20 protein-coding genes are annotated in these 26,954 nt (G+C 39.2%); 8 read left to right on the top strand and 12 right to left on the bottom strand.

The features are described from left to right. Positions 1-65: 65 nt before the first annotated feature. From HXT29_RS02205 to HXT29_RS02190, 4 genes are all read left to right on the top strand, one after another. On the top strand, positions 66-932 hold the full coding sequence (locus HXT29_RS02205; protein WP_415705934.1) for a hypothetical protein: 867 nt from the start codon (positions 66-68) through the stop codon (positions 930-932). Between the two features lie 130 nt (positions 933-1,062). Then, on the top strand, positions 1,063-2,532 hold the full coding sequence (locus HXT29_RS02200) for an RNA polymerase sigma factor (RefSeq protein ID WP_410299627.1): 1,470 nt from the start codon (positions 1,063-1,065) through the stop codon (positions 2,530-2,532). 106 nt (positions 2,533-2,638) lie between these two features. Continuing rightward, the gene (locus tag HXT29_RS02195) at positions 2,639-5,020 is read left to right on the top strand and encodes a DNA gyrase/topoisomerase IV subunit B (protein WP_410299628.1); all 2,382 of its coding nucleotides are present in this window, start codon (positions 2,639-2,641) and stop codon (positions 5,018-5,020) included. A gap of 116 nt (positions 5,021-5,136) precedes the next feature. Beyond that, the gene (locus tag HXT29_RS02190) at positions 5,137-6,312 is read left to right on the top strand and encodes an MFS transporter (protein WP_422118434.1); all 1,176 of its coding nucleotides are present in this window, start codon (positions 5,137-5,139) and stop codon (positions 6,310-6,312) included. A 134-nt stretch (positions 6,313-6,446) separates the two neighbouring features. Here the strand turns inward: HXT29_RS02190 and HXT29_RS02185 are convergent, their stop codons facing one another. The 3 genes from HXT29_RS02185 to HXT29_RS02175 form a co-directional block, all read right to left on the bottom strand. Beyond that, the gene (locus HXT29_RS02185; RefSeq protein ID WP_422118433.1) at positions 6,447-7,166 is read right to left on the bottom strand and encodes a hypothetical protein; all 720 of its coding nucleotides are present in this window, start codon (positions 7,164-7,166) and stop codon (positions 6,447-6,449) included. Between the two features lie 89 nt (positions 7,167-7,255). Next, on the bottom strand, positions 7,256-8,170 hold the full coding sequence (locus HXT29_RS02180) for a PASTA domain-containing protein (protein ID WP_422118432.1): 915 nt from the start codon (positions 8,168-8,170) through the stop codon (positions 7,256-7,258). A 144-nt stretch (positions 8,171-8,314) separates the two neighbouring features. Continuing rightward, entirely contained in the window at positions 8,315-10,978 is a 2,664-nt protein-coding gene (locus HXT29_RS02175) for a DNA gyrase/topoisomerase IV subunit A (protein WP_422118431.1), read from the bottom strand. A gap of 161 nt (positions 10,979-11,139) precedes the next feature. Between HXT29_RS02175 and HXT29_RS02170 the strand changes: the two genes are divergently transcribed. Then, a complete protein-coding gene (locus HXT29_RS02170; protein WP_064340448.1) occupies positions 11,140-12,399 on the top strand; it encodes an alkaline phosphatase family protein in 1,260 nt (419 codons plus the stop codon). Positions 12,400-12,537: 138 nt separating this feature from the next. Here the strand turns inward: HXT29_RS02170 and sepH are convergent, their stop codons facing one another. Then, entirely contained in the window at positions 12,538-13,746 is a 1,209-nt protein-coding gene (gene sepH / locus HXT29_RS02165) for a septation protein SepH (protein WP_422118430.1), read from the bottom strand. Between the two features lie 158 nt (positions 13,747-13,904). On the opposite strand from sepH, the gene HXT29_RS02160 reads away from it, so the two are divergent. From HXT29_RS02160 to HXT29_RS02150, 3 genes are all read left to right on the top strand, one after another. Beyond that, the gene (locus tag HXT29_RS02160) at positions 13,905-14,198 is read left to right on the top strand and encodes a DUF4193 domain-containing protein (RefSeq protein ID WP_004106775.1); all 294 of its coding nucleotides are present in this window, start codon (positions 13,905-13,907) and stop codon (positions 14,196-14,198) included. Continuing rightward, positions 14,199-14,678 carry a dUTP diphosphatase gene (dut, locus tag HXT29_RS02155; protein ID WP_004106773.1) on the top strand — a complete coding sequence of 160 codons (480 nt, stop codon included), beginning with the start codon at positions 14,199-14,201 and terminating at the stop codon, positions 14,676-14,678. It abuts the gene before it with no gap. A 121-nt stretch (positions 14,679-14,799) separates the two neighbouring features. Further along, a complete protein-coding gene (locus tag HXT29_RS02150; RefSeq protein WP_004119477.1) occupies positions 14,800-17,151 on the top strand; it encodes a RelA/SpoT family protein in 2,352 nt (783 codons plus the stop codon). A gap of 89 nt (positions 17,152-17,240) precedes the next feature. Here HXT29_RS02150 and HXT29_RS02145 read toward each other — a convergent pair whose 3' ends face one another. The 8 genes from HXT29_RS02145 to HXT29_RS02110 form a co-directional block, all read right to left on the bottom strand. Further along, a complete protein-coding gene (locus tag HXT29_RS02145) occupies positions 17,241-17,522 on the bottom strand; it encodes an HU family DNA-binding protein (RefSeq protein WP_004119480.1) in 282 nt (93 codons plus the stop codon). A gap of 205 nt (positions 17,523-17,727) precedes the next feature. Next, the gene (locus HXT29_RS02140) at positions 17,728-20,163 is read right to left on the bottom strand and encodes a lysylphosphatidylglycerol synthase transmembrane domain-containing protein (protein ID WP_064340175.1); all 2,436 of its coding nucleotides are present in this window, start codon (positions 20,161-20,163) and stop codon (positions 17,728-17,730) included. A 15-nt stretch (positions 20,164-20,178) separates the two neighbouring features. Then, positions 20,179-21,621 (bottom strand): adenylosuccinate lyase, encoded by a 1,443-nt coding sequence (gene purB / locus HXT29_RS02135; protein ID WP_004106765.1) that lies wholly within the window; start codon positions 21,619-21,621, stop codon positions 20,179-20,181. A 61-nt stretch (positions 21,622-21,682) separates the two neighbouring features. After that, on the bottom strand, positions 21,683-23,290 hold the full coding sequence (locus HXT29_RS02130; protein WP_422118429.1) for an esterase/lipase family protein: 1,608 nt from the start codon (positions 23,288-23,290) through the stop codon (positions 21,683-21,685). Positions 23,291-23,590: 300 nt separating this feature from the next. Further along, positions 23,591-24,181, bottom strand: a complete 591-nt coding sequence (locus HXT29_RS02125; protein WP_410294518.1) for a DUF6466 family protein — start codon at positions 24,179-24,181, stop codon at positions 23,591-23,593. Beyond that, complete coding sequence (locus HXT29_RS02120) at positions 24,178-25,293, bottom strand: vWA domain-containing protein (protein WP_410294517.1); 1,116 nt, start codon at positions 25,291-25,293, stop codon at positions 24,178-24,180. Before HXT29_RS02120 ends, HXT29_RS02125 begins: the two co-directional genes overlap by 4 nt. After that, positions 25,290-26,426 (bottom strand): vWA domain-containing protein, encoded by a 1,137-nt coding sequence (locus tag HXT29_RS02115; RefSeq protein ID WP_410294516.1) that lies wholly within the window; start codon positions 26,424-26,426, stop codon positions 25,290-25,292. The genes HXT29_RS02120 and HXT29_RS02115 overlap by 4 nt, the downstream gene beginning before the upstream one ends. After that, on the bottom strand, positions 26,426-26,953 hold the full coding sequence (locus HXT29_RS02110; protein ID WP_415705941.1) for a hypothetical protein: 528 nt from the start codon (positions 26,951-26,953) through the stop codon (positions 26,426-26,428). Before HXT29_RS02110 ends, HXT29_RS02115 begins: the two co-directional genes overlap by 1 nt. Position 26,954 lies beyond the last annotated feature (1 nt).

Here is a 26,954-nt window from a genome sequence, read left to right as displayed (position 1 = left end):
AAAATGCTATTGCATAGTTTGATTATCAAAATAAAAAATCATGTAAAAAATGAGGGGGAGTATGCATGGAAATTGTAGAGGATGATTTGAAAACAAAGATATCGCATAATTGTATGGATGACTTTGATATGCAAAGTCTTATGCAAATTTATGGTGAAAGCGCTAATTCTTTTAATGGTTGTTTAGATTTTGCAGGTTCAGAAGATTTTGAAAGTTTTGCTGGAAGAGAAATTTCAGATATTAATGGGAATATATATCCTTCCAAAGAGTGCAGCTTTTTTATGACTTTCTCTAAGGAATATATTTATAACAACTGTAGTGATAGTGCGCAATGGATTAAAGGATTAGAATATTGGGTTCCGGCAGTTTCGGAAGCTTTTATAGAAAATGTTGATCGAAATGGCAAGCAATACGCTATTAGAGATAGTGCAAGCAGAGCACTTATGCGATGGTACAATATGTTTGCTTACGATGAAAAAATGTTTGGATATGATCTAGTAAACCTGCCAATAGCAATGTTGCATAATATTAATGTTCGTGATGCAATGCTTATTTCTATTTTGGATGAAAATCAAGAATGGTATGACGAAAAAACTTTGTCGGAATTTGCTTGGTGTCCTCACACTCCTGAAGTATCTCGTAATTTGCGGCATTGTTTAGAAGCAAAATTCGCTCAAACAAATAATAAGCCTAATATAAAGAGAGCTATTTTCGCGGGCAAAATTTTAAAATCTATGGCTATTATTACTAAAAGCATTCCAAAATTATCTGTGCAAGTTTACGCTTTATTAGCTTATATCAGCTGGTGGTTTAGGCTAGGAGAAATAAAGTATTATTGTGATTGTGCATTGCGCATTGATCCTGATTGTTCTATGGCAAAAATAGTGTGTGGAGCATTCGAAAATGGTCTTGAGCCAGCATGGATTGAATAATTCGCCACGCCGCAAAAAATTAGTTGGGGAATAATCGTCTTGCTTAAATGGTTTACTACTTAAGGTAAAACTTGCCCTTGCATGAACTATGCCTATATGCGTTACAAGGGGATAATACAGGAGGAACAGTTTGACGAGTGAAGTTGGATCAACGGTCGACAGCGACGAAATGCAAGATGATACTAAGCCTGTAAAAACTCGCAAGGCTAGCGCTGCGCGTAAAACCAGTACTCGAACTTCGTCAGCTGATAGCAAGACACGCAGTTCTCGCTCAAAGAAAACTGAAGACAACAAGATTGATACTGAATCAGTATCGTCTGATGCTAAACATGACGAAACTGAGGATAGCGTAGATATTGAATCTCAAGATCAATTATCTATTGGCGATCCTTTAGATGACGATCCACATCTTGATGTTGATGATGAACATTTGAATCTTGATGATTTAGACGATATCCAGCCAGAAGATATATCTGATGTTGACGATTTAAGCGATATTGACGTTGCAGATGATCTTGATGATGAAGAGTCTGAAGATCTTGATGAAATTGATGATCACGACGAAATTAAGCATGATGCTCCGCAAGTGCCACAAGCAAAAGGCGCATTTGTTGTACGAGACGATGACGATGATGATAATCTGACTCCGTCTGGTAATCCTAAGCGTCGTGTAATTGCTACAGGCGCTACTGCAGATCCTGTTAAGGATTATTTAAAGCAGATAGGTCGCGTGAGCTTGCTTAACGCTGAGCAAGAAGTTGATTTGTCGGAGCGTATTGAAGCTGGATTGTATGCTCAGCATTTGCTTGATACTCAAATTGATCAAATGGAGTTTAAGCGTAAGCGTGAGCTTAAGTGGGCTGCAGCAGATGGTAAGAAAGCTAAAGATCATCTTCTTGAAGCAAACTTGCGTCTTGTTGTTTCTCTTGCTAAGCGTTATACGGGTAGAGGCATGCTTTTCCTTGATTTGATTCAGGAAGGTAACCTTGGTTTGATTCGTGCAGTTGAAAAGTTTGACTGGAAGAAGGGCTTTAAGTTCTCAACTTACGCAACTTGGTGGATTCGCCAGGCTATTACTCGTGCTATGGCAGATCAGGCTCGTACTATTCGAGTTCCAGTGCATATGGTTGAAGTTATTAATAAGCTTTCTAGGGTTCAGCGTCAAATGCTTCAAGATTTAGGTCGTGAACCTACACCAGATGAGCTTGCTCGCGAACTGGATATGCCAGTAGAAAAGGTTCAGGAAGTACAAAAGTACGGTCGTGAACCGATTTCTTTGCACACTCCTTTGGGTGAGGATGGCGATTCTGAGTTTGGCGATTTGATTGAAGATACTGACGCAATCGCACCGTCTGATGCTGTTGCATTCTCGCTTCTTCAAGAACAGTTTAGGCAAGTTTTGGAAACTTTGGCCCCTAGAGAGGCTGGAGTTATTAAGATGCGCTATGGCTTGGAAGATGGTCAACCAAAGACTTTAGACGATATTGGTCGCGTTTATGGTGTTACTCGTGAACGTATTCGTCAAATTGAGTCTAAAACAATGTCTAAGCTGCGTCATCCTTCTAGATCGCAGACTTTGCGTGACTTCTTAGATCAGTGATTGTGTGAAGTTATATTACAAAGTGTCGTATTGTTGCTTTTGCGATAGTACGACACTTATTGCTTAAAATAATCGGTTGTACGTTTAATAAGTGCAAGGGGTAGAAGTGATCTCTCATAAAGAGCAATATGATGCTGATAGCTTGACTGTGCTTGAAGGCTTAGACGCAGTTCGTAAGCGTCCGGGCATGTATATTGGCACTACAGACAGTCAAGGTTTAATGCATTGCCTTTGGGAGATTATTGACAACGCAGTTGACGAAGCTTTAGCTGGAGCTTGCGATCATATTATTGTTACTCTTCACGACGATGGATCTATTGAAGTTGCAGATAACGGTCGTGGTATTCCAGTAGACGTTGAGCCTAAAACAAAACTTACAGGTGTTGAAGTTGTTTTAACTAAGCTTCACGCTGGAGCAAAGTTTGGCAACGCTTCTTATAATGCTGCAGGCGGTTTACATGGCGTTGGCTCTTCTGTTGTAAACGCTTTAAGTTTGCGTTTGGATGTCGAAGTTGATAGAGACGGTAAAACGCATCATATGGCGTTCCATCAGGGACATCCTGGAGTTTATAGTGATGCAGATCCAGAGCATCCATCTCCTGCTTCTCCGTTTAAGCGCACGCGAAAAAATAAGCCTACTGAGCTTGAAATTATTGGCACTGTTTCGCCAAAAACTACTGGAACTCGTGTACGCTACTGGGCGGATCCAGAAATTTTTAACTCAACTGCGCATTTCAGCTATGAGCAGCTTATTGCTCGCGTGCGTCAAACAAGTTTCCTGGTTCCAGGCTTAAAAATTACTGTTATTGACGAGCATGTGCCTGAAGGTGAATCTGCAAATATTGAAGAAATTGATTCTCCAGAAGACAATGTTGTAGAAGATAATGCTGCAGAAGATAATCTTCTTGAAAACCAGTCTGATAATAGCGATGACTCTGTGCCTGAATTTGAAGAATTAGAATCTGAAACAACATTAGAAGATGAAGATGATTCTGAAGATGAGACTGAAAATATCGCGAATGAAGATGCTGAATCTGAAGAATCAGTTGCACAATCTGTTGCAAATGCTGAGTCTGCTAACTCAATGCAAAATAAGCATCATCCTCGAGTAGTTGAATTTTTGCATAATGGTGGCGTCAAAGATTTCGTTGATTTTCTTTCAAAAGGTGAAGCAGTATCGGATATTTGGCGTATTTCTGGCGAAGATACATATGTAGAAGAAACGCAAGCTGTTGATTCTGCAGGAGATTTACATGCTCAACAAGTAACGCGTAAGTGCGGCGTTGACATTGCAATGCGTTGGGTAAACGGCTACGATTCAACGATTATTAGTTTCGTAAACGTTGTTGAAACTCCTGGCGGAGGTATGCACGTTGACGGATTCTTGCAAGGATTGACCAAGCAAATTCGTAAAGCTGTTGAAGACAACGCACGCAAACTAAAAGTAAATCTTAAAGATTCGAATACGAAAATTGAGCGAGACGACATTACAGCAGGATTGGTAGCAGTCATAACTGTTCGCATTGCTGAGCCTCAATTCCAAGGTCAAACTAAGGATGTTCTTGGAACCGCACAAGTTAAGCCAATCGTTACTAAAATGACTGATGCTCAATTTGGCGAAATGATTACTGGATCTAAGCGAGGATTCAAAGAGCAGTCTGCTAGGGTTTTGGAAAAAATCGTTTCCGAAATGCATGCGCGTATTCAGGCGCGTAAAACTAAGGAAGTTACGCGCAGAAAGAATGCGCTTGAGTCTGCTTCAATGCCACCAAAACTTTCTGATTGCCAACCTGGAAACGACGATGTTGCAGAACTTTTCATCGTCGAGGGTGATTCTGCACTTGGCACTGCAAAAGCTGCTAGAAACTCTGCTTTCCAAGCGCTTCTTCCAATTCGCGGTAAGATTTTGAACGTGCAAAAGGCAAGTCTTGCACAAATGCTTTCAAACAAAGAGTGTGCTGCAATTATTCAGGTTGTTGGAGCAGGATCGGGCGCAAGTTTTGATATTTCGCAAGCGCGTTATAACAAGATTGTTATGATGACTGATGCTGATGTTGACGGCGCGCACATTCGTATTTTGCTGCTGACGCTGTTCTATCGTTATATGCGTCCGCTTATTGAGCACGGTCATGTTTATGCTGCAGTGCCGCCTCTCCACAGAATTGCGCTCGCTGGAAAGCGAAAGGGTGAGTATATTTATACTTACTCAGACGACGAATTGGCTGGAAAGCTTGATGATTTGCAAGCTAAGGGCATTGATTTTAACAGCGATATTCAGCGCTATAAGGGCTTGGGCGAGATGGATGCGGATCAGCTTGCAGACACTACTATGGACCCTAGAACCCGTATGCTTCGAAGGATTCGTATGGAAGATGCTCAGCAAGCGAGCGAAGTATTCGATTTGCTGATGGGTGATGATGTTCCTCCGCGCAAGCAGTTTATTGTTGATAACGCTGATGACTTTGATCGTTCCAAAATCGATACCTGATGTCGGCATGTTGTTTGCGTTGTTTTATGTCGCCTTGTATATTTATATTCCTTTATATTGCTTTATGAAGGCGTGTTTGCGTTAGAAATATGAAGTACTAATGTTTGGGAATTTTTATGATTAACCTTCTTCTTGTTGTTATTTATCTTGCTTTTATTAGTTTGGGTTTGCCGGATGCTCTTTTAGGAGCTGCGTGGCCTACGATGAGTCACGATATTGGTGCGCAAATTTCTTGGGCTGGCGGAATATCAATGGTTATTTCTGCAGGAACAATTATCTCTGCATTACTTTCGAACAAACTTACGTGCAAATTTGGCCCTGGGAAAGTTACGCTTATTTCAGTTGCTCTAACAGCTTTAGCGCTACTAGGTTTTTCTTTTGCTCCGAATTATCTTGTGCTTATTTTTCTAGCTATACCCTACGGTTTAGGTGCTGGAGGAGTGGATGCGGCTCTTAATAACTACGTTGCAGTGCACTATGAGAGTTGGCATATGAGCTGGCTTCACTGCATGTGGGGAATTGGTGCTTCTACAGGTCCTTATATTATGGGTTTTGCGCTTTCGCATGGTCAAAGATGGACTGCTGGATACCAGTATATTGCCGTTATGCAGATTGCTTTAACACTTGTGCTGCTCATGAGTTTGCCGTTGTGGAAAAACAATAAAAAGAATGAATTGAATAAGATCGTTGAGTCAAAAACAAAATCTTTTGAAAAGGTATCTTATGCGGGAATTTTGCGCATTCCAGGAGCTAAAAATATACTTATTATGTTCTTTTGCTATTGTGCGTTGGAACAAACTGCAGGCTTGTGGGCTAGTAGTTACATGGTTTTGCATGGAGGAGTTAGCCGCATTGTTGCAGCTGGTTGGGCAAGCCTGTTCTATGTTGGTATTACGGTTGGTCGTTTTGTAAGCGGATTTCTTACTATGCGTTTTAACGATGCAACCATGATTCGTATTGGGCAGTGCGTAATGCTTATGGGCATTCTGGTGTTGCTGCTGCCTTTGCCGAATCATATTGAGCTTGTTACAGGATTCATTATTATTGGACTTGGTTGCGCTCCTGTTTATCCATGCATCATTCATTCAACTCCGCATTATTTTGGTGCTGATAAGTCTCAAGCAATTGTTGGCATGCAAATGGCAAGCGCATACATCGGCTCTATGGTAATACCTGCGATTTTTGGAATAGTTGCACAGAATGTTTCCATGATGCTGCTTCCAGCTTATTTGCTTATTCTTCTCGCTGTAATGACTTTTATGCATGTGCGTCTGATGCGCGTTTATGCATAATAATCTCTTATAATAAAATTAAGCCCTTAAAAAGTTGAAATACTACAACTAGAAGGGCTTAATTTTATTGATAAGCAAATGATTAAGCGTTTTTTAAGTGCTAATATTATTTGCTTTACAACGTCAAATTTTAACTACAAGGTTTTTATAATATCGAACCTTAACCAATTTAAAGGTTCTTCAATCTTGTAATAAACATTGTCGTCGTCTGGAGCTGGCGCGAAAGGCACTGGCTTGTTCTTTTTCGTTGGCACAAACGGGCTAGTTGGATAATCGGGTCCAGTAACTCCATCAGGAATAGCTACTTGTGTTTTATCGTACAGCTTTGGATCTCTTCGCATAATGAATGGTCGGCTAAAATCAGGCTTATTTTTCCCTTTGCCTTTAAAGTATCCGCTCTTTTCAAGTTCATCAAATTTTGTATTTACAGGAACAAGCACAAAGAAATCATGCATTTTGTAGGTTAATCCTGTATTAGCATCTTTGTTAGAACCTTTATACATTCCTTGATCATCAAATTTTTCAGGGCTGTTTTCTGCGTTTATATCTTTACCATGTTCACAAACTCTTACACCTGGTGATGGGGAAAATATATTGTTTCCGCAAGATGGCAAATCTAATCCTTTGTAGAATTCTACTGCGCCAGTATCGCCGGAAAGTAAATGATTTTTCATCATATCATTCATAGGTAATTTTTTATCGTATAGAATAGATCCAGATATATCTTGCGAATAGTTATTCATGCTAAGATAATTTTCATCACTTATCATAATAGGCTTAGCTCCATCATTCATGAGATCGCCAACGCGTGTCCCTAACACAACTGTAGATTCACCTTCAACAAACGATGGCATTTCATTGAAGTATAAGCATTCGCCGCCTTTATTACACCAAACTCCTGCAATTGGAGAAAGGCCTTTTGTTACGCGGACATCAGCATTATTTATTCCGTCCAGATGCTCTTTTTAGTTAGTACTTCTTTTGTTTCACTTGCATCAACACCGTAGTATAGAGTAACTTTTTTTACTTCTTTCAAATTTTCTTCACCCAATGCAGGGTAGGAGCCCACAATTTTATCAATATGATTACGAGAAGAAAATCGTGGTTTTAATTCGTATTTCGTTATTCCAACTTTTTCCAGTATTTGTTTTGCGCTGTCTATATCTTTTCCTAACAAGTCTGCAGGTACTACTTTTTTGTTGCATTTACTAGCAATAGCAATATGCATATTGTCACCTTCGTAAGCTGCATTAAAAGCTTCTCCGGGCATAGGATAAGTTGAAATAATGGTTCCAGGCTTTACTGTTGCAGGAACTTTATGAACTTCTACTTTTAAGCCCATTGCTTTTACTTCGTCAGTAATTTCGTCTACAGTTTTCCCAATAACGTTTTTTGGCATACCTGGACCAAGAGATTCCACAACTGTTATTTTTGTGGAATGATTAACTTTACTACCTGGTTTAATGCCTTTTAATGAAATGAAGGAACCTTTTTTGCGTTTATTAAGTTCCCTAACAATTTGTACTTTAAAACCTTTTGAGCGTAAATTCGTTGCAGCAGCTTGAGCATTTGTATCTTTAATTACTGGCACTGTAGCCATACCTGAATTTGTCTGTACTCTCGTCATGTAATAAATTGTTCCAATGGCTGCAACTATAGCTAGAACGATTATTGCGCAAATAATTGATATGAATGCACCTTTTTTCTTATGATTTTTATTACCTTTATTAGGTTCTTTTTGCAACTCTTGTGCATGTGTTTGTTGCTCTACTTGATTTATTTCTTGTTCTTTAGTTTTATCTTCGTAATTTTCGTTAGGCGTACCGCATTGTTCGCAAAACTTTGCATCGTCTACCATGCTACTGCCGCAATGAGTGCAAAATGACATATTTTCCCTTTCTCTTTAAAAAATTTACCTAATTTTTAATAGCTTTAGTTTTATATTATCTATTTTCTTATTGGTGACTAATCACTAATAATTTTCTAAAAATTGTTCGTAATGCTATCCAATATGTGCAATTGGGGAAACAAGCTCAGTTCCAGAAGCATCCCTACGCATATCTGGTTTAGGTAGCTCAACATTGCTTCCGCCTTCTGTAACGGCTTGCAATGGATAGTATCCAACGTACGCGTGTATCAACGTATCTTGACCTTTAAGGAATCTTTGCGAGCGCACGCCACCAGTTGCGCGACCTTTTGTTGGGTACATGTCAAATGGAGTAATCTTTGCAGAACCGTTTTCGGTTCCAGGAAGAGCTTCACTGTCTCCAGCAACGGTGAACACTACTGTTCCAGAAGCGGAGAATAAACCATTTTCGCCTTCTTCGTAATGCCACTCTATTGATTTTTCTGGCACTACTGCGAAGGTTGCAACTTTAGCGCCTTCTGCTAAACGAATACCTGCCATTCCGCCTGCTGTACGTCCTTGTGGCCTAACTTGTTTAGCGTCAAAAGTAAGTAATGAAGAATCACTACTAATGAACACAAGTCTGTCGTTGTCTTCCGCTGGGGCTGCAGCAATAACGGTGTCGTCGTCTTTTAAGTCAATTATGCTCCATGAATCCATGGTAGTTGGAGCTTCAAAATTCCATCTTTTAACTACACCGTTTCGTGTGCCGATTGCAAGTGGAGTAGCGTTTTGTGAGGCATCAAATGCTATTGCTGAAACTACATGTTCTCCTCTTACTGGATCCGTGCTTTGTGTGGAAGTTAGCAATTCTTGTGCTTTTACTCCGTGGCTGAGCAGCGCAGGTTTTCCTTCTTCATAGTTAAGTTGTGGCAAATCTGCAACATGAGCTAGAACTAGTCGACCAGATGAAGTAACAAGAGCACAAGTTGAACGCGTTGTTGTTTCAAACATTGTTTTACAAGGAGTGTTAAATACGTTGTTGTTGTGCGAATTCCAATGTTCTAACACTGCAATGCTTGTTCTGGCAATTAACCCTGAAGTACTTAATGCTACTGCACAAGGCTCGTCACTTAATTGCATTGCAACAGAAGATGCGTCAGCTTCTCCAGTTTTACGAGCTGCATTAGCTGCTGCAGCCAAATCTGCTTGAGTTGAAGTAATTTTATTTGCTGATTGCACAGCTTTAATCGCAATATCCTCACTGTTTTTATTTATGCTGGAGGCTACTGGAGTAAAACTACCATCTTCATTTTCGTCAAGCAAAATTGTTCTGCGTGGAGTATCCCATTGTTTAACCGCAGAATCCATATCTGCTATTACGACGTTGTCGAGTTTCGCTTCAGAACTTAATATTTGATTTAGCTCTTCAATTTTCTTGAGCAAATCGTCGCGTTCAGCTTCGAGCTCTATTCGGCTCATTTTAGTAAGTCTGCGAAGACGTAAGTCAAGAATATACTGTGCTTGAATTTCATCAAGATCGAATACTTTAATTAACTTAGTTTTTGCACTATCTGCATCTTCAGATGAACGAATAACCTGAATTACTTCATCAATATCAAGAAGTGCAAGAAGCAAGCCATCAACCAAGTGTAAGCGTTCTTGAGCTTTTTTGCGCCTAAATTCGCTGCGTCTGCGTACTACTGTTCTGCGGTGAGAAATCCAAACGTCTAATAGCTCTCTCAAGCCCATTGTGTGAGGTCTGCCGTCAACAAGTGCAACATTGTTAATAGTAAAGCTCTCTTGCAAAGGAGTGTGCTTAAAAAGTTGAGCAAGCACAGCGTTAGGATCAAAGCCTGTCTTAATCTCAATAACAATACGAGTTCCGTTATGTCGATCTGTTAAATCAATAGCACCTGAAATACCATCTAATTTTCTTGATTTAACTCCTTGAGAAATTCTTTCCAAAACGCGTTCTGGTCCAACCATAAACGGAAGTTCTGTAACAATAATAGCTTTTTTGCGAGCAGTAATATTTTCTATATGTGTTGTAGATCTTGTAGTGAATGCTCCGCGACCTGTTGCGTAAGCTTCGCGAATGCCACTTCGACCAATGATAATTCCTCCGCTAGGCCAGTCAGGTCCTGGAACTAGTTTCATAAGATCATCTAGGGTTGCGTCAGGATGTTTCATAACATATTTTGCTGCAGCAACTACTTCTCCTAGATTATGTGTTGCCATATTAGTTGCCATGCCTACAGCAATTCCAGAAGCGCCATTTACTAAAAGATTTGGAATAGCTGCAGGAAGCACAGTAGGTTCTTTTAGTTTATTGTCGTAATTTGGTACGAAATCAACTGTATCTTCGTTGATATCCGCGTTCATACCTAGTGATGCAGGAGCTAAACGCGCTTCTGTGTATCGAGAAGCTGCTGGACCGTCGTCAAGAGAACCAAAATTACCGTGTCCGTCAACAAGTGGCAAGCGTAGGGAAAATGGTTGAGCTAAGCGAACCATTGCCTCATAGATTGCAGAATCACCGTGAGGATGAAGTTTACCCATTACTTCACCAACAACGCGCGCTGATTTCATATAAGCATGATCAGGACTCAAATTCATATTGCCCATTTGATACACAATGCGTCGCTGCACTGGTTTCATTCCGTCTCGTGCGTCCGGTAAAGCTCGAGCATAAATAACTGAATAAGCATATTCCAAGAAGGATTTGCTCATTTCTTCGTTCAATGGTGTTTCAACAATATGCTCTTTAACTTTTCTTGGGTCGAAAGCTTGCTGTGTTGAGTGATGGCGTGAGGGCATATTTAGAACTCCTTGGATGACATTACGGCTATCAATCTTACCAATTTATATGCACAAACAGCATGTTTTTGTTGAATTTTTCAGCAATTTGACTAGTTATTTATATAAATATTTGTTATTCGCGTTTTGTTCAATGCAATATAAGTGGTTCAATAGTAAGTATGAGTGCTGAAATACCGTCTGAAAATGATCTTTTACAATTCGTTGGTAATGTTAAGTACGGTGATTTTTCTAATTTCGTAGTTAATGAAGATTTTTCTTATGATTTTAATGAAAAAAATCTTGGTGGAGCGTTACATATATCTTCGGTTCTTCCAGCTTTAAGTGATGCAATAGATGCTCCTGTCAAAACAGCTATTCATAACGATCCACACGCTTTACGAGAAAGCCTTGGTTTCCCTAAATCTAATTCTGCAATTGTAGTGCTAATAGATGGTTTAGGATACTGGAATATTCTTATGCGCAAAGGTCACGCTCCTTATTTACGATCCTTACTTAACGAATCAATAAATCAAAGACCAATTAGCACGTGCGTCCCAAGCACAACTGTTGCTGCAATGGCTACTTTTGGAACAGGCACATGTCCGGGTCTTACTTGTATGACCGGTTACACGCAAAAGAATTCTCAAACTGGTAAACTTGCGCAGCTTATTCAATTTAATGATGCGCCTGATCCGCTAGTTTTGCAGCAAGAGCCAACTATATTTGAAAGTTTAGTTTCTAATGGAGTCCGTGCAGATAGCGTGGGATTACCAAAGTTTGAAAATACTCCTCTTACCAAAGCTGCTTTTCGTGGAGCAAATTATATTACTGCTGGAACTCCTAGAGCTCGCATTCTTAAGGCTGCTAATAGCAGTAAAACTCCAGGTTTAACTTATATGTATTTACGTGACGCTGATAAAACCGGTCATAATTATGGTTGGGATTCTCAGCAGTGGGTTTCTGTTTTTGAGCAAATTGACGAGCAGTTGCGTCTTTTGCGAGCAAATTGTGCTCCTGGAACATTAATTGTTATTACTGCAGATCATGGGATGATTAAATCTGATCCAAATAAGCGAGTTGATATTGCTAAGCATGATAAGCTGATAAAAGGCATATCGATGGTTGGTGGTGAACCTCGTTCTGTAATGTTGTATGCTAACAGTGACGCAAATCCTGAAGATATTATTTACCGTTGGCGTGAATATTTTGGAACTAATGCAATTGTACGCAGTAAAAAACAAGCCATTGACGATGGTCTTTTTGGTTTAGTAAACAACAGGGCAGAGGCTGTTATTGGCGATGTTATTGTGCAAGCTTGTGGAGCTTACACAATTGTTGATTCTCGCATTCAATCTGATAAAGCTATGAGTTTACCTAGCGTTCATGGATCAATGACTCACATGGAAATGGATATTCCGTGCCTCATAGATTTAGTGTAATTAGTGAGTTTTTGCTTCTAGTATTGAAAATGTTTTTATAAATCACAACTTAGCAAATAAAATGTGTGACACTCAAATTTTACTAAGAGTGTCACACATATTGTCAATAAGCGAAAAATTTATTTTTAAACTTCTTATTTAGCTTTCACCAAATAATATTTCATCCCAGCTTGGTACTGCTGCTCTTCCAGCTTTACGTTTATTGTGCTCAGAAGATGATTTTTCTTGACCATTAGCATTAATTTCTTGATTATTTTTAGCAGAATTTTGATTACTTTCAGCAGCATTTTTTTGCAAATTCGTACTAACAATATCTGCTTTTTCAGCATTTTGAACTTTTGCAGCCAATGATTTTTGCGCTTCATTAGACTCATTGACGATTTTGCTATTCGTTTCGTTTCTATTAATAAATTCAGCATCCGGTTGTATTAGCGAAGGCTGCTGAGAATTATCTTCTTTAATAAATTGCGTATTTGTTTTAGTAGAACGCTTAGAATAGCCTTTTTCTAATACTTGCTGTATGTCAGAATCATTGTCCTGATTTTCGAAGGAAGATTGGGCTTGTGCATCTGCAAGTTTGTCACTGTTTCTAAGTTCCCATTGAGAAACAGCTCGTTCGATTCTGGCAGAACGAATAGAATTTCCTGGAAGCTCTTCAGTGTTGAATGGGAAATTAATGCTTACAGTGTCTCTATAAGCTCCACCATATGGAGACTGTTTAGAAGTATCCGCTGCATTAACATCTTCACCAAGCAATAATCTAGACGAAGGGTTCGCGCATGCAACAGAGTTGTCATGCATGTTCCATGTCCACTCAGCTTTAATAGTGCGACTAGCAGTTTTGAAAGTAGCAGTAATTCGCCATGGCTCTAATCCTCTGCGCGTTGCTTTCCATTGCACTGTTTCCATGCCAATATGTGCTTTAGCTAACGTTCTTTCAATTAAATCTGCAATAGTGCGCATATTGCTTTGTTTAGGAGCAGGTACTAGAAGGAACTGCTCAATTGCATACTGCTTTTCGGTTTCAACGCCTGCAGAAAAACGCCTAACTTGTGCTTCACTAACGTTGTATCTTTGTGCTACATGTGAAGGTGCAACTCCTGCGCGAATCAATGCCTGAATTTGCGAAATAGGCAATGTTGCATTAGATTGCATAGAATTTGCGCCAGCGTTTGCTGAGTTCTGTTCATCGCTGTTTTTACTCGTAATTTTATGTGAACCAGCGATGGCGCGTTCCAGCGTGTCGTCCACTTGAATACGTAACGGCGTGTTTTCACAAATGAAAATCAAATTACCGTCTGCGTCAATATGGTCGAAACTCGCCTCTTTTGGCGGATTTTCAAGCATTATGCACCACTTTCTTCGCTTTTAACAATACTATTTATACACTTTAGTCCATACACTGCATTCTTTACCATTTTATTTAAAATAAAAAATGTGTAATATACGGGGTAGCATTCGTGTATGCTATGCGCGTAAGTAGCTTTAAAAACGAAAGGACCATAATGGCACAGGATTATGATTCTCCTCGTAGCAAAGATGAGGACGAAGAGTCGTTGGAAGCTTTGAGTAAAGGTTCTCAAAATTCAAGCAGCGATATTGACGATGATGAAAATGCTATTGCTGAAGACTACGAGTTGCCAGGTGCTGATTTAAGTAACGAAGATGCATCCGTAACTGTTATCCCTATGCAAGGCGATGAATTTATTTGTTCTGAATGCTTCTTAGTTAAGCATCGCAGCCAGTTAGCTGAAACTAATGCTGATGGTCAGCCTATTTGCAAGGAGTGCGCAGCTTAAATGGCATATGACGAGACCTATACTGGCCCCGAACAGGTTGAGGTATTAATTAAGTATCTCGATGATGAAACATCTACATTACAGCCGCTTTGCTACGCGCATGCAGGTGATGCAGGTGCCGATTTAAGAACTACCCAAGATTTTACCTTGCGTCCTTTCCAGAGAGCGCTTGTTCCTACTGGAGTTGCTATAGCTTTACCTGCAGGTTATGTTGCTTTAGTGCATCCTCGTTCTGGTTTAGCAGCAAAACAGGGTGTGACTGTGCTAAATGCACCTGGAACAGTTGATGCCGGGTATCGTGGTGAAATTAAGGTTCCTCTTATTAATTTAGATCCTGAGAACACAGTGCAATTCCATAAAGGTGATCGTATCGCTCAAATGGTTATACAACGTTATGTAGAAGCACAATTTATTCCCGCATCTAAATTACCTGAATCTGATCGCTCTGATAAAGGTTTTGGCTCCACTGGCGTACAATAATCTTTTTATAAATATCCGACCGGTTTTTAAAACTGAGTCGGATTTATTGTATGTATTTTTTGTTTTTGTAGTGTATTGAGCGAATTGCAGGTAGGATAGTAAAAGTACCAGGAGGTGCCAAATGGGTGAACTTCAAGAGGATGTAAAAGGATCCAATAGGCTCGGATGTGAAATCAGCGAAGATTCTCGAAATCCATTATTGCCAATATTGAGCATGTGCCAATGGCATCATCCTAATGAGGATATGAGCATTCTTCATAGAGCTTATGATCGTGCTGTAAAGCAGCATACAGGTCAAAGACGCAAATCTGGTGAGCCATACATTATTCATCCTCTTGCTGTAGCTCAAATTCTTGCAGATCTTGGAATGGGACCAATTGTTGTTGCTTCAGGATTATTACACGACACTGTAGAAGATACAGATTACACGCTAGAAGAATGTCGAGCTGAATTTGGCGATACTGTAGCAGGTCTTGTAGATGGTGTTACAAAAATATCCAACATGGAATATGGCGAAAGTGCTCAAGCAGAAACTATTCGTAAGATGGTTGTTGCAATGAGCCGCGATGTGCGAGTGCTTGTAGTAAAGCTTGCGGATCGTTTGCACAATGCTCGCACTTGGAGGTATGTTAAGCCATCAAGTTCACATAAAAAAGCAAGAGAAACTCTTGACGTATATGCGCCTCTTGCTAACCGTTTAGGTATGAATGCAATTAAAACTGAACTTGAAGAGCTGAGTTTTAAAGTACTGTATCCAAAAATTTATAATGAAATTGTTGTTTTAGTTGCTCGTAGAGCAGGTCAGCGCGAAGTTTATTTACGACAAATTCTTGAAGAAATTAATGCAGATCTTGCAGAACAACACGTTAAAGCATCAGTAAAAGGTCGACCAAAAGATTATTTCTCTATTTACCAAAAGATGATCGTTCGAGGTCATGATTTTGCTAATATTTACGATTTAGTTGGCGTGAGAATAATAGTCGATTCTATTCGTGACTGTTATGCAGCATTAGGTGCAGTGCATGCTCGATGGAGCCCTGTTCCAGGACGTTTTAAGGATTACATTGCAACTCCAAAGTTGAATATGTATCAAAGCTTGCATACTACAGTTGTAGGCCCTGGTGGAAAGCCAGTAGAGATTCAAATACGCACATGGGATATGCATAGGCGTGCTGAATTTGGTATCGCAGCGCATTGGAAGTACAAAGCTAATGGTCAGGCTGGTCGCGCTTTAAGTAAGCCTGATAATGATGATTTAAAACGCGAAAATAATATTGATGACAAAAAAGAGCTTAGCGAAGCAGATAATCTTAAGTGGATTCAACAGCTTGCTGATTGGACTAGTGAGACTCCAGATTCAGATGAATTCTTAGGTTCATTAAAGCAAGATCTTGGTGCTTCTGAAGTTTATGTTTTTACTCCAAAGGGGAGTATTGTTGCGCTTCCGCAGGATGCAACTCCTGTTGATTTTGCATATTCTGTGCATACTGAAGTTGGTCATCGCATGATGGGTGCTCGTGTAAATGGACGTTTAGTTCCTCTTGATACGAAGCTTTCAAACGGTGACACTGTAGAGGTACTTACTTCAAAGTCGGATACAGCTGGACCATCACGCGATTGGCTGAGTTTTGTAAAATCTCCTCGTGCTCGAAATAAAATACGTCAATGGTTTAGCAAGGAACGCCGCTCTGAGGCGATTGAAGAGGGCAAGGATGAGCTAACTCGCGCTATGCGTAAACGTAACTTGCCTTTAACTACTTTGATGACGCAGCAGGCATTAATTGGCGTTGCTGATGAATTGAATTTGCCTACTAATGTTGAGTCTTTATATGCGGCTATTGGCGAAGGCCAAGTTTCTACACAGAATGTTATTTCGCGTTTAGTAAAAGATGCGGGCGCTGATGAAGTTGCAGAAGAAGTAGAACAAGAAGCATTGCCTTTACGTCATGTTGAGCGCAGCCATAAGTCTAACGGCGCTTTGGGAGTATCAGTTAAGGGTGTTGGAGACGTTTGGGTAAAGCTTGCAAAATGTTGCATGCCAGTTCCAGGAGATATGATTATTGGTTTTATAACACGAAACCAAGGTGTGTCTGTGCATAGGACTGACTGCCAGAACATGCTCGATTTGCAAAAAACTCAATCAGAGCGCGTTATTCCTGTTCAATGGACTAGCGATAAAGGCTTGTTCTTGGTTAAGGTCCAAGTTGAAGCATTGGATCGACAACATCTTCTTTCGGATGTTACTCGCGTTCTTTCAGATCATGGAGTAAATATTCTTTCCGGAACTATTGCTACAGGCGATGACCGTGTTGCAACAAGTCAATTTACCTTTGAAATGGCAGATCCTCAGCACTTAGCAACTCTACTTGCTGCTATCCGTAAAATTGAAGGCGTTTTTGACGTTTACCGCATTACGGGAGCAAAAGATAGCGCAGAGCCGCGTTTGCGAAAAATGGAACGAGGAGATTTATAAAAGATGGGCACCCCAGCTTTGGAGTGCCCATCTTCGTTTTTGCGCAAATAGTATTTGTTTAATGTAATAAATACGAAAAACGCTTAATTTCAGGCAGTGACAGCCTTCTTCAACAAGGAGCCAGCAGAAATACGTACACCGTAAGAAGCTGGAATCTTGATTGTTTCACCGGTACGCGGGTTGCGGCCAGTGCGCTCAGCACGCTTTACGCGTTCTGCGGAGAACAGACCAGTAAGCTTCAAACCTTCACCGGACTGTAAAGCCTCAACGAACACATCCTGGAATGCGTTGACGGCGGCTTCGGCCTGTGCCTTGGTCAGGTTGGACTTCTGTGCGATCTTAGAAACGAGATCAGACTTGTTGTATGCCATGCAGCATCCTTTGTGTCAGGGGACCTTCTCTTCAAAGGTCACGTTCATACTAGATACTAGTACATTTTCCCTACAAATGTAGCCATTTTTGCATTTTTTCTTAATATTTTTATTTATTTTTTGTTATTTTTTATTTAAAACATACTCGTATTAAATCAGATACGATATTTGCTAATAAAAATACACAAATGTTTGTAAATCTCACTTATATAAGCTCATTATTGCTAAGCCACTTCATTGCAAACGCGCCTAACGGAATTCTTAACCAGTAGAACATAAGTCTATACAGAAGGGTGGCAGACAAAGCAACTGTTGGAGGAACACCTACAGATGTAAAAGCGAAAGTAAGAGAAGCTTCGACAGCACCCAAGCCGCCTGGTGTAGGCACTGCCGACCCAGCAGCGTTAGCAAGTAAGAATAGTAAGATTGTTTCCCAAGGATTTGCGTAATATCCAAATGCAAGTAAAGAAATCCAATAACCCAATCCAATGCATGAAACAAGCACAATAGCACCGAAAGAGCCCGCAATAAGTTGCATAGGATGTGAAATAAGTTCCTTAATTTGACGACCGTAATCAGATAATATTGGCAAATAATGTTTGCGAATTGTTTTACGAGCGGACGGGATAACCATTAAAACACAAACTATAAGAGTGATTATTCCAATGAAAGTAATGAGCATATGAGTAGGAATCATTCCAGAAAGCACATTTTTACCGGTGAAAATGCCTATAGAAAGTAATACTAAAGTTGTCATTAATGCTTGAATAAGCCATACTGCACTAGTAATTGCTGTAGCTTGAGCCGGAGTGTACCCGTTTTTCTTTAATAATTGCATATTTACAAATGCAGGACCAACACCAGCAGGCATAGAAACTGCTGTGAAACCAGAAGCTGCTTGAGATGCAAACAAAACATGTGCAGAAGGTTTTTGATCATCCATGAATGAGCCGAGAGTAATTGCAGATCCAATCCAAGCAAACATGCTGCAAGCAAAGCACATAAATACCATTACATTATCTGCGTGACGCAAGGCAGCAAATATTTCCTGAGGATGCCACTGTGTAGCGATAACAGCAACAGCAACAATTGAAAGAACTAAGCTAACAAAGAAACGTATATTGAAACGAGCTAAACGCACAGTATCATAATCTTCTTCATCTGTGCTTAAAGCAACTGTTTCACTTAGCTTATTGCAAAGATTTTGGAAAACTTTTTTATTCCAAGATGGCAAAGATCTCGTAGAAGCAGGAATAGCGGCTTTTTGCATAAAAGGCAATAGCGCAGATAACTTTTCTACACCCCATGTGTTAATAGCAGCTTTAAGAGCAGTGTCAATATCTGTGCAAGATGCAATAAGCGTTAAAAGCTGAACTTTATCAAGTGCAATATTTGTATCATCGCTGGCAACATCGCCATTTTGCCAACCTGCAATAACTGGGGTTCCATCTTCAAGCCTAGCAATAGTTTCAGGAGTGATGCGTCTATGCGTAATACCGCGAGTATTAGCCGCATCGACATAACGCATTAATTTTGCTGCATCATCAATAGTTAAAGTGTTCAAATTACAAGGCAGCAGAGCGTTAGAAGCATGAAAAACCATTATTGAAGATTTATCACTGTCGCTTACTCCATAAACATTCGCTGTTGGTAAATGCATATTTCGTAAAACAAGAAGCATAGAAAGATGGTGATGAACAGAATGCCTAGCAGAACGATCTCTACGAGTCGGTATATCTACTAAACGCACCCACTGCCATAATTGATTTAAATAACCTGGTAAATGAACTTGATTATCTAATACTGAAATTACATAACGTATGCCGTGAATGTCTGTTGCATCATACAATCTTGAATTTTCAATTAAATCGTCATCAAGACTTGAACGAAGAACTCCAGTATGATCAGCTTGCTGAGTTCTACGAGTTAATTGAGTAAGATTATCTATGCCAATATTTTTTAAAGCAAGAACAATATCGTCACCCCAAGCACCCTTACTGCGTGTGCCTTTTGCGAAACGAATAAGCGTACCAATTGCTCTTCCTAAGCAGCATGATACAAGAACAGCGGAGTAGGAGTCCCAAGATGAAAATAGAAGTATTGCTGTAACAATGAATAAAGCATTCCAGCCCCACATTACATGCTTATATTCGCGTCTAGGACCACTAACTGTAAGAAAAGCAACTAGAACAGCGTACATGTCTGGAAGCAAATCAGCCCAAGCGTTATTGGACCGCATTTGTAAAGATTCAATCAAAGCTATATTGTGTGTAGAAAATATCGCAATAGATAACAGCCATACTGAACCATAACTTATAAACAGTGTAATAACAGAAATAGCGGTATCAATCCAACGCCTGTCAGAAACCATGTGTGCAATAACTTCTGCAACAACAATGAGAGTAAGACCTTGCTGTATCAGAACAAATGAAAGATTATTAAAAGATAACCCTATAATTTGAGTAGCACTTCGTGCATCAATCTTCATAGCATCAGCCGTTGCTGACAAACACATTGACGACAACAAAGTAAAAACGCCAATTACAACTGATGATATTGCATACAACAAATCAGCCCAACTACGTACTAAGCTAGGCTGAGTATCTTCAATAACAAGATTTGGATTTATGCTAGATTGCATGGCTTTACCGTCTACTTAATCAATAAAGTCCACCAATCGTGAAGCAAATCCAGTGTAAGATTCTGGTGTCATTGCTTGCAAACGAGCTGCAGTATTGGCATCAAAGCTACGAGATTTAATGAATTCTTCTACGTCACTTTGTGAAATATGGTGACCGCGCATTAATTCTTTTACTTGCTCATATGGTCGTTCCATACCAGGTACGCCAGCAATTTCTTCAGCACGCATTGCTGTTTGAATTGGCTCTCCAAGAACTTCCCAATTTTCGTCTAATTCTTTTGCCATAAATTCTTTATTAGGATGAATAGACTTCAAACCGCCTAAAAGATTATTCAAAGCAAGAAGAGCATAACCGAAAGCTGAGCCAACATTCCTTTGAGTAGTAGAGTCTGTAAGATCACGCTGCCAGCGGCTTTCAGTAAGAGTTGCACATAATGTGTCAAACAGTGAGCAAGAAATCTCAAGATTAGCTTCAGCGTTCTCAAAACGAATAGGGTTAACCTTATGAGGCATAGTAGAAGATCCTGTAGCTCCCTTTACAGGAACTTGCACAAAAATACCCCTAGAAATATACATCCATACGTCAACTGCAAGATTATGCAAAATATGGTTTATGTGACTTACAGTGCTATAAAGTTCAGCTTGCCAATCGTGGCTTTCAATTTGAGTTGTTAATGGATTCCATTGAAGACCCATTCTATTTTCAACAAACTCTTGAGATACGCTAATCCAATCAACTTCTGGGAAAGCAGCTAAATGAGCTCCAAAAGTTCCTGTAGCACCATTCAACTTTCCTAAATACTCTTGATTATCAAGATGACGAAGTTGACGACGTAAACGATATGCAAACACTGCCAATTCCTTACCCAAAGTAGTTGGAGTAGCAGGCTGGCCATGAGTTAACGAAAGCATAGATAAATCTCTATATTCGTTAGCATTCTTAACTAAATAATCAACTATCGCTTCTAAATTCGGACGATAAACGTTTAAAACAGCTTGCTTTACGCAACGCGCAATAGAAAGATTATTAATATCTTCACTTGTGCATGAAAAATGTACTAAAGTTTTTAAATTTGAAAGCTCAGTAGCATGACCAAGCTTATTCTCTGCTTCGTCTAACGCATCGTCAATGTAGTATTCAACAGCTTTAACATCGTGATGAGTAATAGCCTCATGCGCAGCATGACGAGCAATTCCTTCAGCATCAAAATTTTCAGGAATAGAACGCAAATATGAGCATTCTTCATCAGTTAAAGGATTAACACCCTTAACAATTGGCTGGAATTGATTAGCTTCATAACCATTTGCGAGAAGAATCATCCACTCAACTTCTACACGCATGCGCTCGCGATTTAACGCAGGTTCGCTTAAATATTCAACGAGTGCGGATGTTTGATTATGATAACGTCCATCGAGAGGAGTCAGAGCTATTGCAGGAGAAATATCGGTAAGCTTCATAGTTTAAGGTTACATCATGCTGCGAATTAGCTTAATTTTACTCAATAAGAATTTAATTATTTTATTTTTTCATTATTCCTTGCCACAATGTAGTACTTTGCAATTTGCCATTAATAGTATTCTGAAAATGTCGATCTTGCTCGCGCACACTTTTAGATCCGAGTTGAAGAGCATCTTCATAAGCTGCAGTATGGTAATGCAAATCATGAGTTAAAGTTCCTTCTTCTGGAACATCATTAACGAATATTCCGTCATTATCGAATTTTTTAATCGAATATTGTTTGCCAGAAAAACGCGTGACTCCAGGAGGTAAAGAACGCTTAGATTCTTTAATATGAATTGCATGCCCATGAATAGTCACCCAATTATTTCTACGAGGATTCTCCTTGCCATCTAAAGAAGGTACAATCTCATCGTCCATCTCAATACTAGTAACCCAAGTCTTCTTAGGAATTGGATGATTTGCAATAGGAGATCCAGCAGTAACAACATGCTGTATGTTGTACTGTTTAGAGTAATCGCTTGCAATGCTTGCTGCAACAATGCCTCCCTGAGAATGGCCTACTAAAGCAACAGGCTCGTTAGGTTTAATTCCAGAACGTTTCATAGCTTCTACAACCATTCGAGTGCTATCAGCTTGTTTTCTCATTAAAGAACTATGACTCATTACTTCTGCGTTTTGTGCCCAACCAAAAGGAGAGTGTGCTTTACCGTCAGTTCCTGGAATTATTACTAACCATGACGAACTGCCATCGCTGCGCTTAAAACGTTGAATTGCAATAGTAGCAGCATCTGGATTAACAAGTGGTGGCCTAACGCCCAAATTTCCGCTTCCAAGTTCCGTTAAATTTTCTAAAGTTTCAAGCAGATTACGTCCAGGTCTAGCAAGAACAGATCCAGGTTTTCTCCACGTCTCATTTACTTTAGTGAGAAGTAAATTATTACCTTGCTTTCGATCATTAATAGGCGCGCTTACGAAGCTAAGAGCACTAGAAATAAATGGAATAGCTTGTGATAAATATTTTTGAGCATTGGATAAAAAGTTTAGTGAGGTTTCACGCTCTTTTTTATTTATGGGGCCTTTCGCATTTCCGGCAATAAATATTGGCAAACTTGTAATAGGATTTAAAATAAGGTGCTGCGATAAACCTCGAATAATTCCTTGTTGCATACTCTTAGTTGCGTAGGACCATTTAGCAAGATATTGGAAACCTGAATGATTTTTATCATCTTGTTTGACAGCAAGACTTGCGGACAATAAAACGTGTAAAGCAAAAATAGGGTTTGCAAGAGCCAAGAAAGAAATTTTATTGTCTAACTCGTCTTTTGTACGAAATTCTGCATCTTCATATAAATTATTTGCTCTTACAATAAGAAAAGCAAGATTTTCTAAATTTTGAGACATTAAATAACATTTATGAGCATACTCATGACATATGCTTTCAGTTAAAAATGATTGTGAAGAATCATGAATATATGCTCCTGATTCTTTTTGTATACCATAATTTTGACCGGCAATAACCATCGCTGCATTAAGCCATAAATTTTTTAGCGTAAGCAATTCTTTAGCAATATTGTTGAGTTTTCTGGAGAAACTAATATACGCTTCTCTATCAGCAACGCTAAGCGTCATTCCACCTACAACAGAGGACTTAACTTTCCAAGACATACTATATTCCTCCGCGAATGTTATATAACGCATACGCTTGTGCGGAAATATTTTTCATACTATGACGAAAATGTTCGGCTGCAAGCCCTTGCCAATCTTCTAATTCAGTCGCTGCGGATTCTGCTATAACGCAGCGAGCGCACTCTTGAGTGCGTTGTATAAGCCATTGCCATTCGTAATATGTGTGCATAATCGTTATTACACACGTTCATTAATAAAAAGTCACTAAAAAATATTCAATGTGGTTAAAAGGTTATTCAATGCTTATTGCTTCGCTTATAACCAATCTTGAAGATTTAATTACCAAGGCTTATTGCTGCTTTCATCAGTTTTAGTACGTTTTTCTGTCTTTTCTAAACCTTGCTGGTCTTCTTGATCCTGTGAATATTTAGAATCCACATGATCGTTCTGTTTTAGCAAGTTTTCAACTTTATTGCGCTGAGTATTGTCCAACTGAGGTTTAGACGAATCTGACTGCTTTTTATCTTTAGAAGAATTGTCAGAATTATCGTTTTTAAAATGATTGTTATGCTTTTTCGGTTTCTGTTGCTTATTAGTATTGTTTTGATTCTGCTTTAATTTTTCTGTTAACTTTCGTGATAATTCAGCATTTTTGTCAATACTATTTCGAAGTTGAGGAAGCAGCATCATTTCTTGAGATTTAGCATCATCAAATTGAGCATCAGTTTGCTGTTGCTGAGTTAAAAGCACATTCTTGTCGCTATCGATACTCTTGGAAGATTTTATGTTAGAAATAAGGCTATCAGTAGCAGCATTATATGCGTATTGTGCTCTCCAATTTACGATAGCAAAATACGCTATTAATATCGCAATAATCAAGAACAAGAATGCAACAATGCGAATAATTGTGCGACTAGACATGTGCTTCATACTAATTTCCTTGAAGTTATAAACCACGACATTAATTCCCAAATTAAAAGTATCGACGCAAATATTGCAAACGGCCAAATAATTGGTTCAGGTCTCAAACGAGGTTTTGCTGTCTCGTTCATTCTCCATTGGTGTGAAAGAATTGGTTTTGCTTCGTCTCCAAATGTTACGTTTAAAGATGAGTGCATATACTTGCCGCTAAGCTCATCGGCAATATTTCGCAAGTTCTTTTCATCAAGCTTTGAAATGCCAGGATTTCCTGTAGCAGGATCAATAACCCATTGATTAGAGGTATTGTCTTCGCTGTAGTCGTCAAGTTGCAGCTGTGTTTTTTCCAAAGGTATTTTAGCTCCTTTAGATGAGCCTATTCCAATAACAAATGCGTTAGTAATATAAGCTCTGAGCGATGAAAATGTGCGGCGCTTCCGTTGAGTTGTTTCCTCACCGTCGCTTATAACATACAAAACTGTTGTGTCATCTGGATGAGCATCATGTATAGCTTTTGCAGTAAGCAAAGTTTGATCTATAGGTGCGTCAAGACTAGTTCCAGTAGCTACGCTAGTTGGCTCAGTTCGTAGAGTATTTATCCAATTGTCAACTGCTCTAGCATCAGGCGTCAATGGGACATCAACAGACGTAGAAGCACCAAAAGAAATAGCAGCAAAACTTGAGTTAGCATAGGATTTTGTTATTTGATGAATAATATTCCTTGCTGCTTCAATACGCTCAATCTTACTATTTTTTGCATAATCAGCGTCTTTTGCTCTCATTGAACCTGTTATATCTAGAGCAATAATCACGTTTGTTGCATTTACTGCTCTTTGTAAAGTTGAACGCATAATACTTGGAGATAGCACGCAAATTATTAGCATTATACATATGCCAATACGTCTTAATCTCATGCAAAAAGTTTCATCACTTGATTCAGGTTTCCTGCGTATAGGCACAATTTCAAAAAACATTGCTGCCAACAAAACCAATATTGCAATAATCGCAATAATCCAACCATATGATGGAGAAAAAACCAACTGACCTGCTTGAGAAGTGTCAGAAGCTTCAATTTTAGCGTGTGCAAACAGTAGGGTAGTAGCAGAAAATAGTGTTGTTGTCATCGCTTCATCCTCTTTGCAATAGCTAGCCAAATCACAACGCTAAACACAGTAAACAAAACCCAAAGACCAGGATCGTCACTAAATGCAGACTGAGCAGCGCCTTGAGGAATTGCTGTATGTCTTTTTTCAATTTCTTTTACTAAATTAATAACGGAATCAGAATTGCGTTGAGAAAGGAAAATTCCACCATGAGATTCAATAAGCTGTTTCATTTCTAATGTAGTGTCATCATTCTCATTCTGTTTTGCGCCAGAATATAACCCATCGACCGTAATTTTAGCCTGCTTTGTTAAATCTAAAGCTTGCTTTAATGAGTAAGTTTGTTTTCCAGAAACGACATTATCTGTAGCAAGAACAATGGAAGAACTTCTATTAAAACGGCTTTGCATTTTATGGTTATTATGAGCAGAACCATAAATAAAACCTGGAAGCATTGCTGCGCAACTAACTAAACCGTCTCCAATAAGCGATGTTGCGTTTTTGCGATTTTGAGTTCCTTCAAGCCAGTCAGAAATTTCTTGATATTGACGTTGTTGTAAACGATTAATGCGACTTTGCGATTGAACTCCGCCAAGCAAATTTGCAGCATATTGCAATTGTTTTTTAGCCAATCGATAGTCGTCAGTCAGTGGAAAAACTGTCCTAGATGTGGAGTTAAAAATGCTCAATCCAATGCGTTCACCCTGAAAATGCTCAATAAAATTAAGATACGCTTGAATCACTTCGCGATCATATGGTAGAGCAGAACCTGAAACGTCTAAGCATAAAACAATGTCTCTAGAACTAACTTGCTCGTTCGCATTAAACACTCGTGCTGGCCTGGAAGCAACAGCAAGCGCACTGCACAAAGATACTACCAATGCAGCCGTAGCAAACCTTCTAAACATTCGCCACATATACCATGAATGACTAGTAGTAGTTCCTTGTAGATCATTGTCAAAAGTAAAAGTATAGAATTTTCGCGTAATATTACTAGTTTGACTCTTATACTTCTTTTTTAAAATATTCCTACGAATGGAATCTAAAATCAGTAAGACAGCAAAAATTGCTACAGAAACAACAACGCCTGCAACAAAAAGCAGCGGCCATTGCCATCTCCATGGCCATATGTATTCCCAAACATTATTACTCATCAACGTTTGTCCTTCGTTTGCCAGCCTTCAAGCAATACTAAAACCCATTCAGCAGCCTGCTCAACAGTAGTATTTCGCGCTTGCTCGTTTGCTTTGCGATCAGCAAATTCTGGAGGATACAAAGCAGATATTGTTTGGCGTAACATATCAGCACCTTTTTTATTGCGCCATTTCAAACGCAAAGAAGCCAATTCTCCCAAAGTGTGAGTTTGAATATCTTCACCGCTCATCTTCGAAATATAAGATCTAGCAATAGACGCCAATTTTGCACAAGCCTGATCTTTAGTAAGTTCATTGTTATGATACTTCTCAACAATCGCATCAATATCTTTACGCCAAGCTTGTTTGTTTACATTATGAATGTGAACTGCTTCTGTAGAATTGCTACTTTCAGCTAATTTCTTTGGCTTTTTAAAAGAAAAATATAAAACCGCAAAAGCAATAAAGATAACAACAAGCGATGCAGAAAGTAGTATTAAAAAAAGCGTTTCATCATGTAAAGGCTTTTGAATATCTTCCAGGCTCATT

This window comes from Gardnerella sp. DNF00550 (assembly GCF_049262685.1).
Taxonomy (GTDB): domain Bacteria; phylum Actinomycetota; class Actinomycetes; order Actinomycetales; family Bifidobacteriaceae; genus Bifidobacterium; species Bifidobacterium leopoldii.
Note: the sequence above shows the minus strand (reverse complement) of the source record. Positions and strands in the feature narration are given on the sequence as shown.

Excerpts from the sequence above, each read along its gene's own strand:
- HXT29_RS02205 (WP_415705934.1), top strand. The coding sequence starts at position 66 with ATGGAAATTGTAGAGGATGATTTGAAAACAAAGATATCGCATAATTGT.
- HXT29_RS02190 (WP_422118434.1), top strand. The coding sequence starts at position 5,137 with ATGATTAACCTTCTTCTTGTTGTTATTTATCTTGCTTTTATTAGTTTG.
- HXT29_RS02185 (WP_422118433.1), bottom strand. The coding sequence starts at position 7,166 with ATGCCATCGTTTGTTGAAGGTGAATCTACAGTTGTGTTAGGGACACGC.
- HXT29_RS02180 (WP_422118432.1), bottom strand. The coding sequence starts at position 8,170 with ATGGTAGACGATGCAAAGTTTTGCGAACAATGCGGTACGCCTAACGAA.
- HXT29_RS02175 (WP_422118431.1), bottom strand. The coding sequence starts at position 10,978 with ATGCCCTCACGCCATCACTCAACACAGCAAGCTTTCGACCCAAGAAAA.
- HXT29_RS02170 (WP_064340448.1), top strand. The coding sequence starts at position 11,140 with ATGAGTGCTGAAATACCGTCTGAAAATGATCTTTTACAATTCGTTGGT.
- sepH (WP_422118430.1), bottom strand. The coding sequence starts at position 13,746 with ATGCTTGAAAATCCGCCAAAAGAGGCGAGTTTCGACCATATTGACGCA.
- HXT29_RS02160 (WP_004106775.1), top strand. The coding sequence starts at position 13,905 with ATGGCACAGGATTATGATTCTCCTCGTAGCAAAGATGAGGACGAAGAG.
- dut (WP_004106773.1), top strand. The coding sequence starts at position 14,199 with ATGGCATATGACGAGACCTATACTGGCCCCGAACAGGTTGAGGTATTA.
- HXT29_RS02150 (WP_004119477.1), top strand. The coding sequence starts at position 14,800 with ATGGGTGAACTTCAAGAGGATGTAAAAGGATCCAATAGGCTCGGATGT.
- HXT29_RS02145 (WP_004119480.1), bottom strand. The coding sequence starts at position 17,522 with ATGGCATACAACAAGTCTGATCTCGTTTCTAAGATCGCACAGAAGTCC.
- HXT29_RS02140 (WP_064340175.1), bottom strand. The coding sequence starts at position 20,163 with ATGCAATCTAGCATAAATCCAAATCTTGTTATTGAAGATACTCAGCCT.
- purB (WP_004106765.1), bottom strand. The coding sequence starts at position 21,621 with ATGAAGCTTACCGATATTTCTCCTGCAATAGCTCTGACTCCTCTCGAT.
- HXT29_RS02130 (WP_422118429.1), bottom strand. The coding sequence starts at position 23,290 with ATGTCTTGGAAAGTTAAGTCCTCTGTTGTAGGTGGAATGACGCTTAGC.
- HXT29_RS02125 (WP_410294518.1), bottom strand. The coding sequence starts at position 24,181 with ATGAAGCACATGTCTAGTCGCACAATTATTCGCATTGTTGCATTCTTG.
- HXT29_RS02120 (WP_410294517.1), bottom strand. The coding sequence starts at position 25,293 with ATGACAACAACACTATTTTCTGCTACTACCCTACTGTTTGCACACGCT.
- HXT29_RS02115 (WP_410294516.1), bottom strand. The coding sequence starts at position 26,426 with ATGAGTAATAATGTTTGGGAATACATATGGCCATGGAGATGGCAATGG.
- HXT29_RS02110 (WP_415705941.1), bottom strand. The coding sequence starts at position 26,953 with ATGAGCCTGGAAGATATTCAAAAGCCTTTACATGATGAAACGCTTTTT.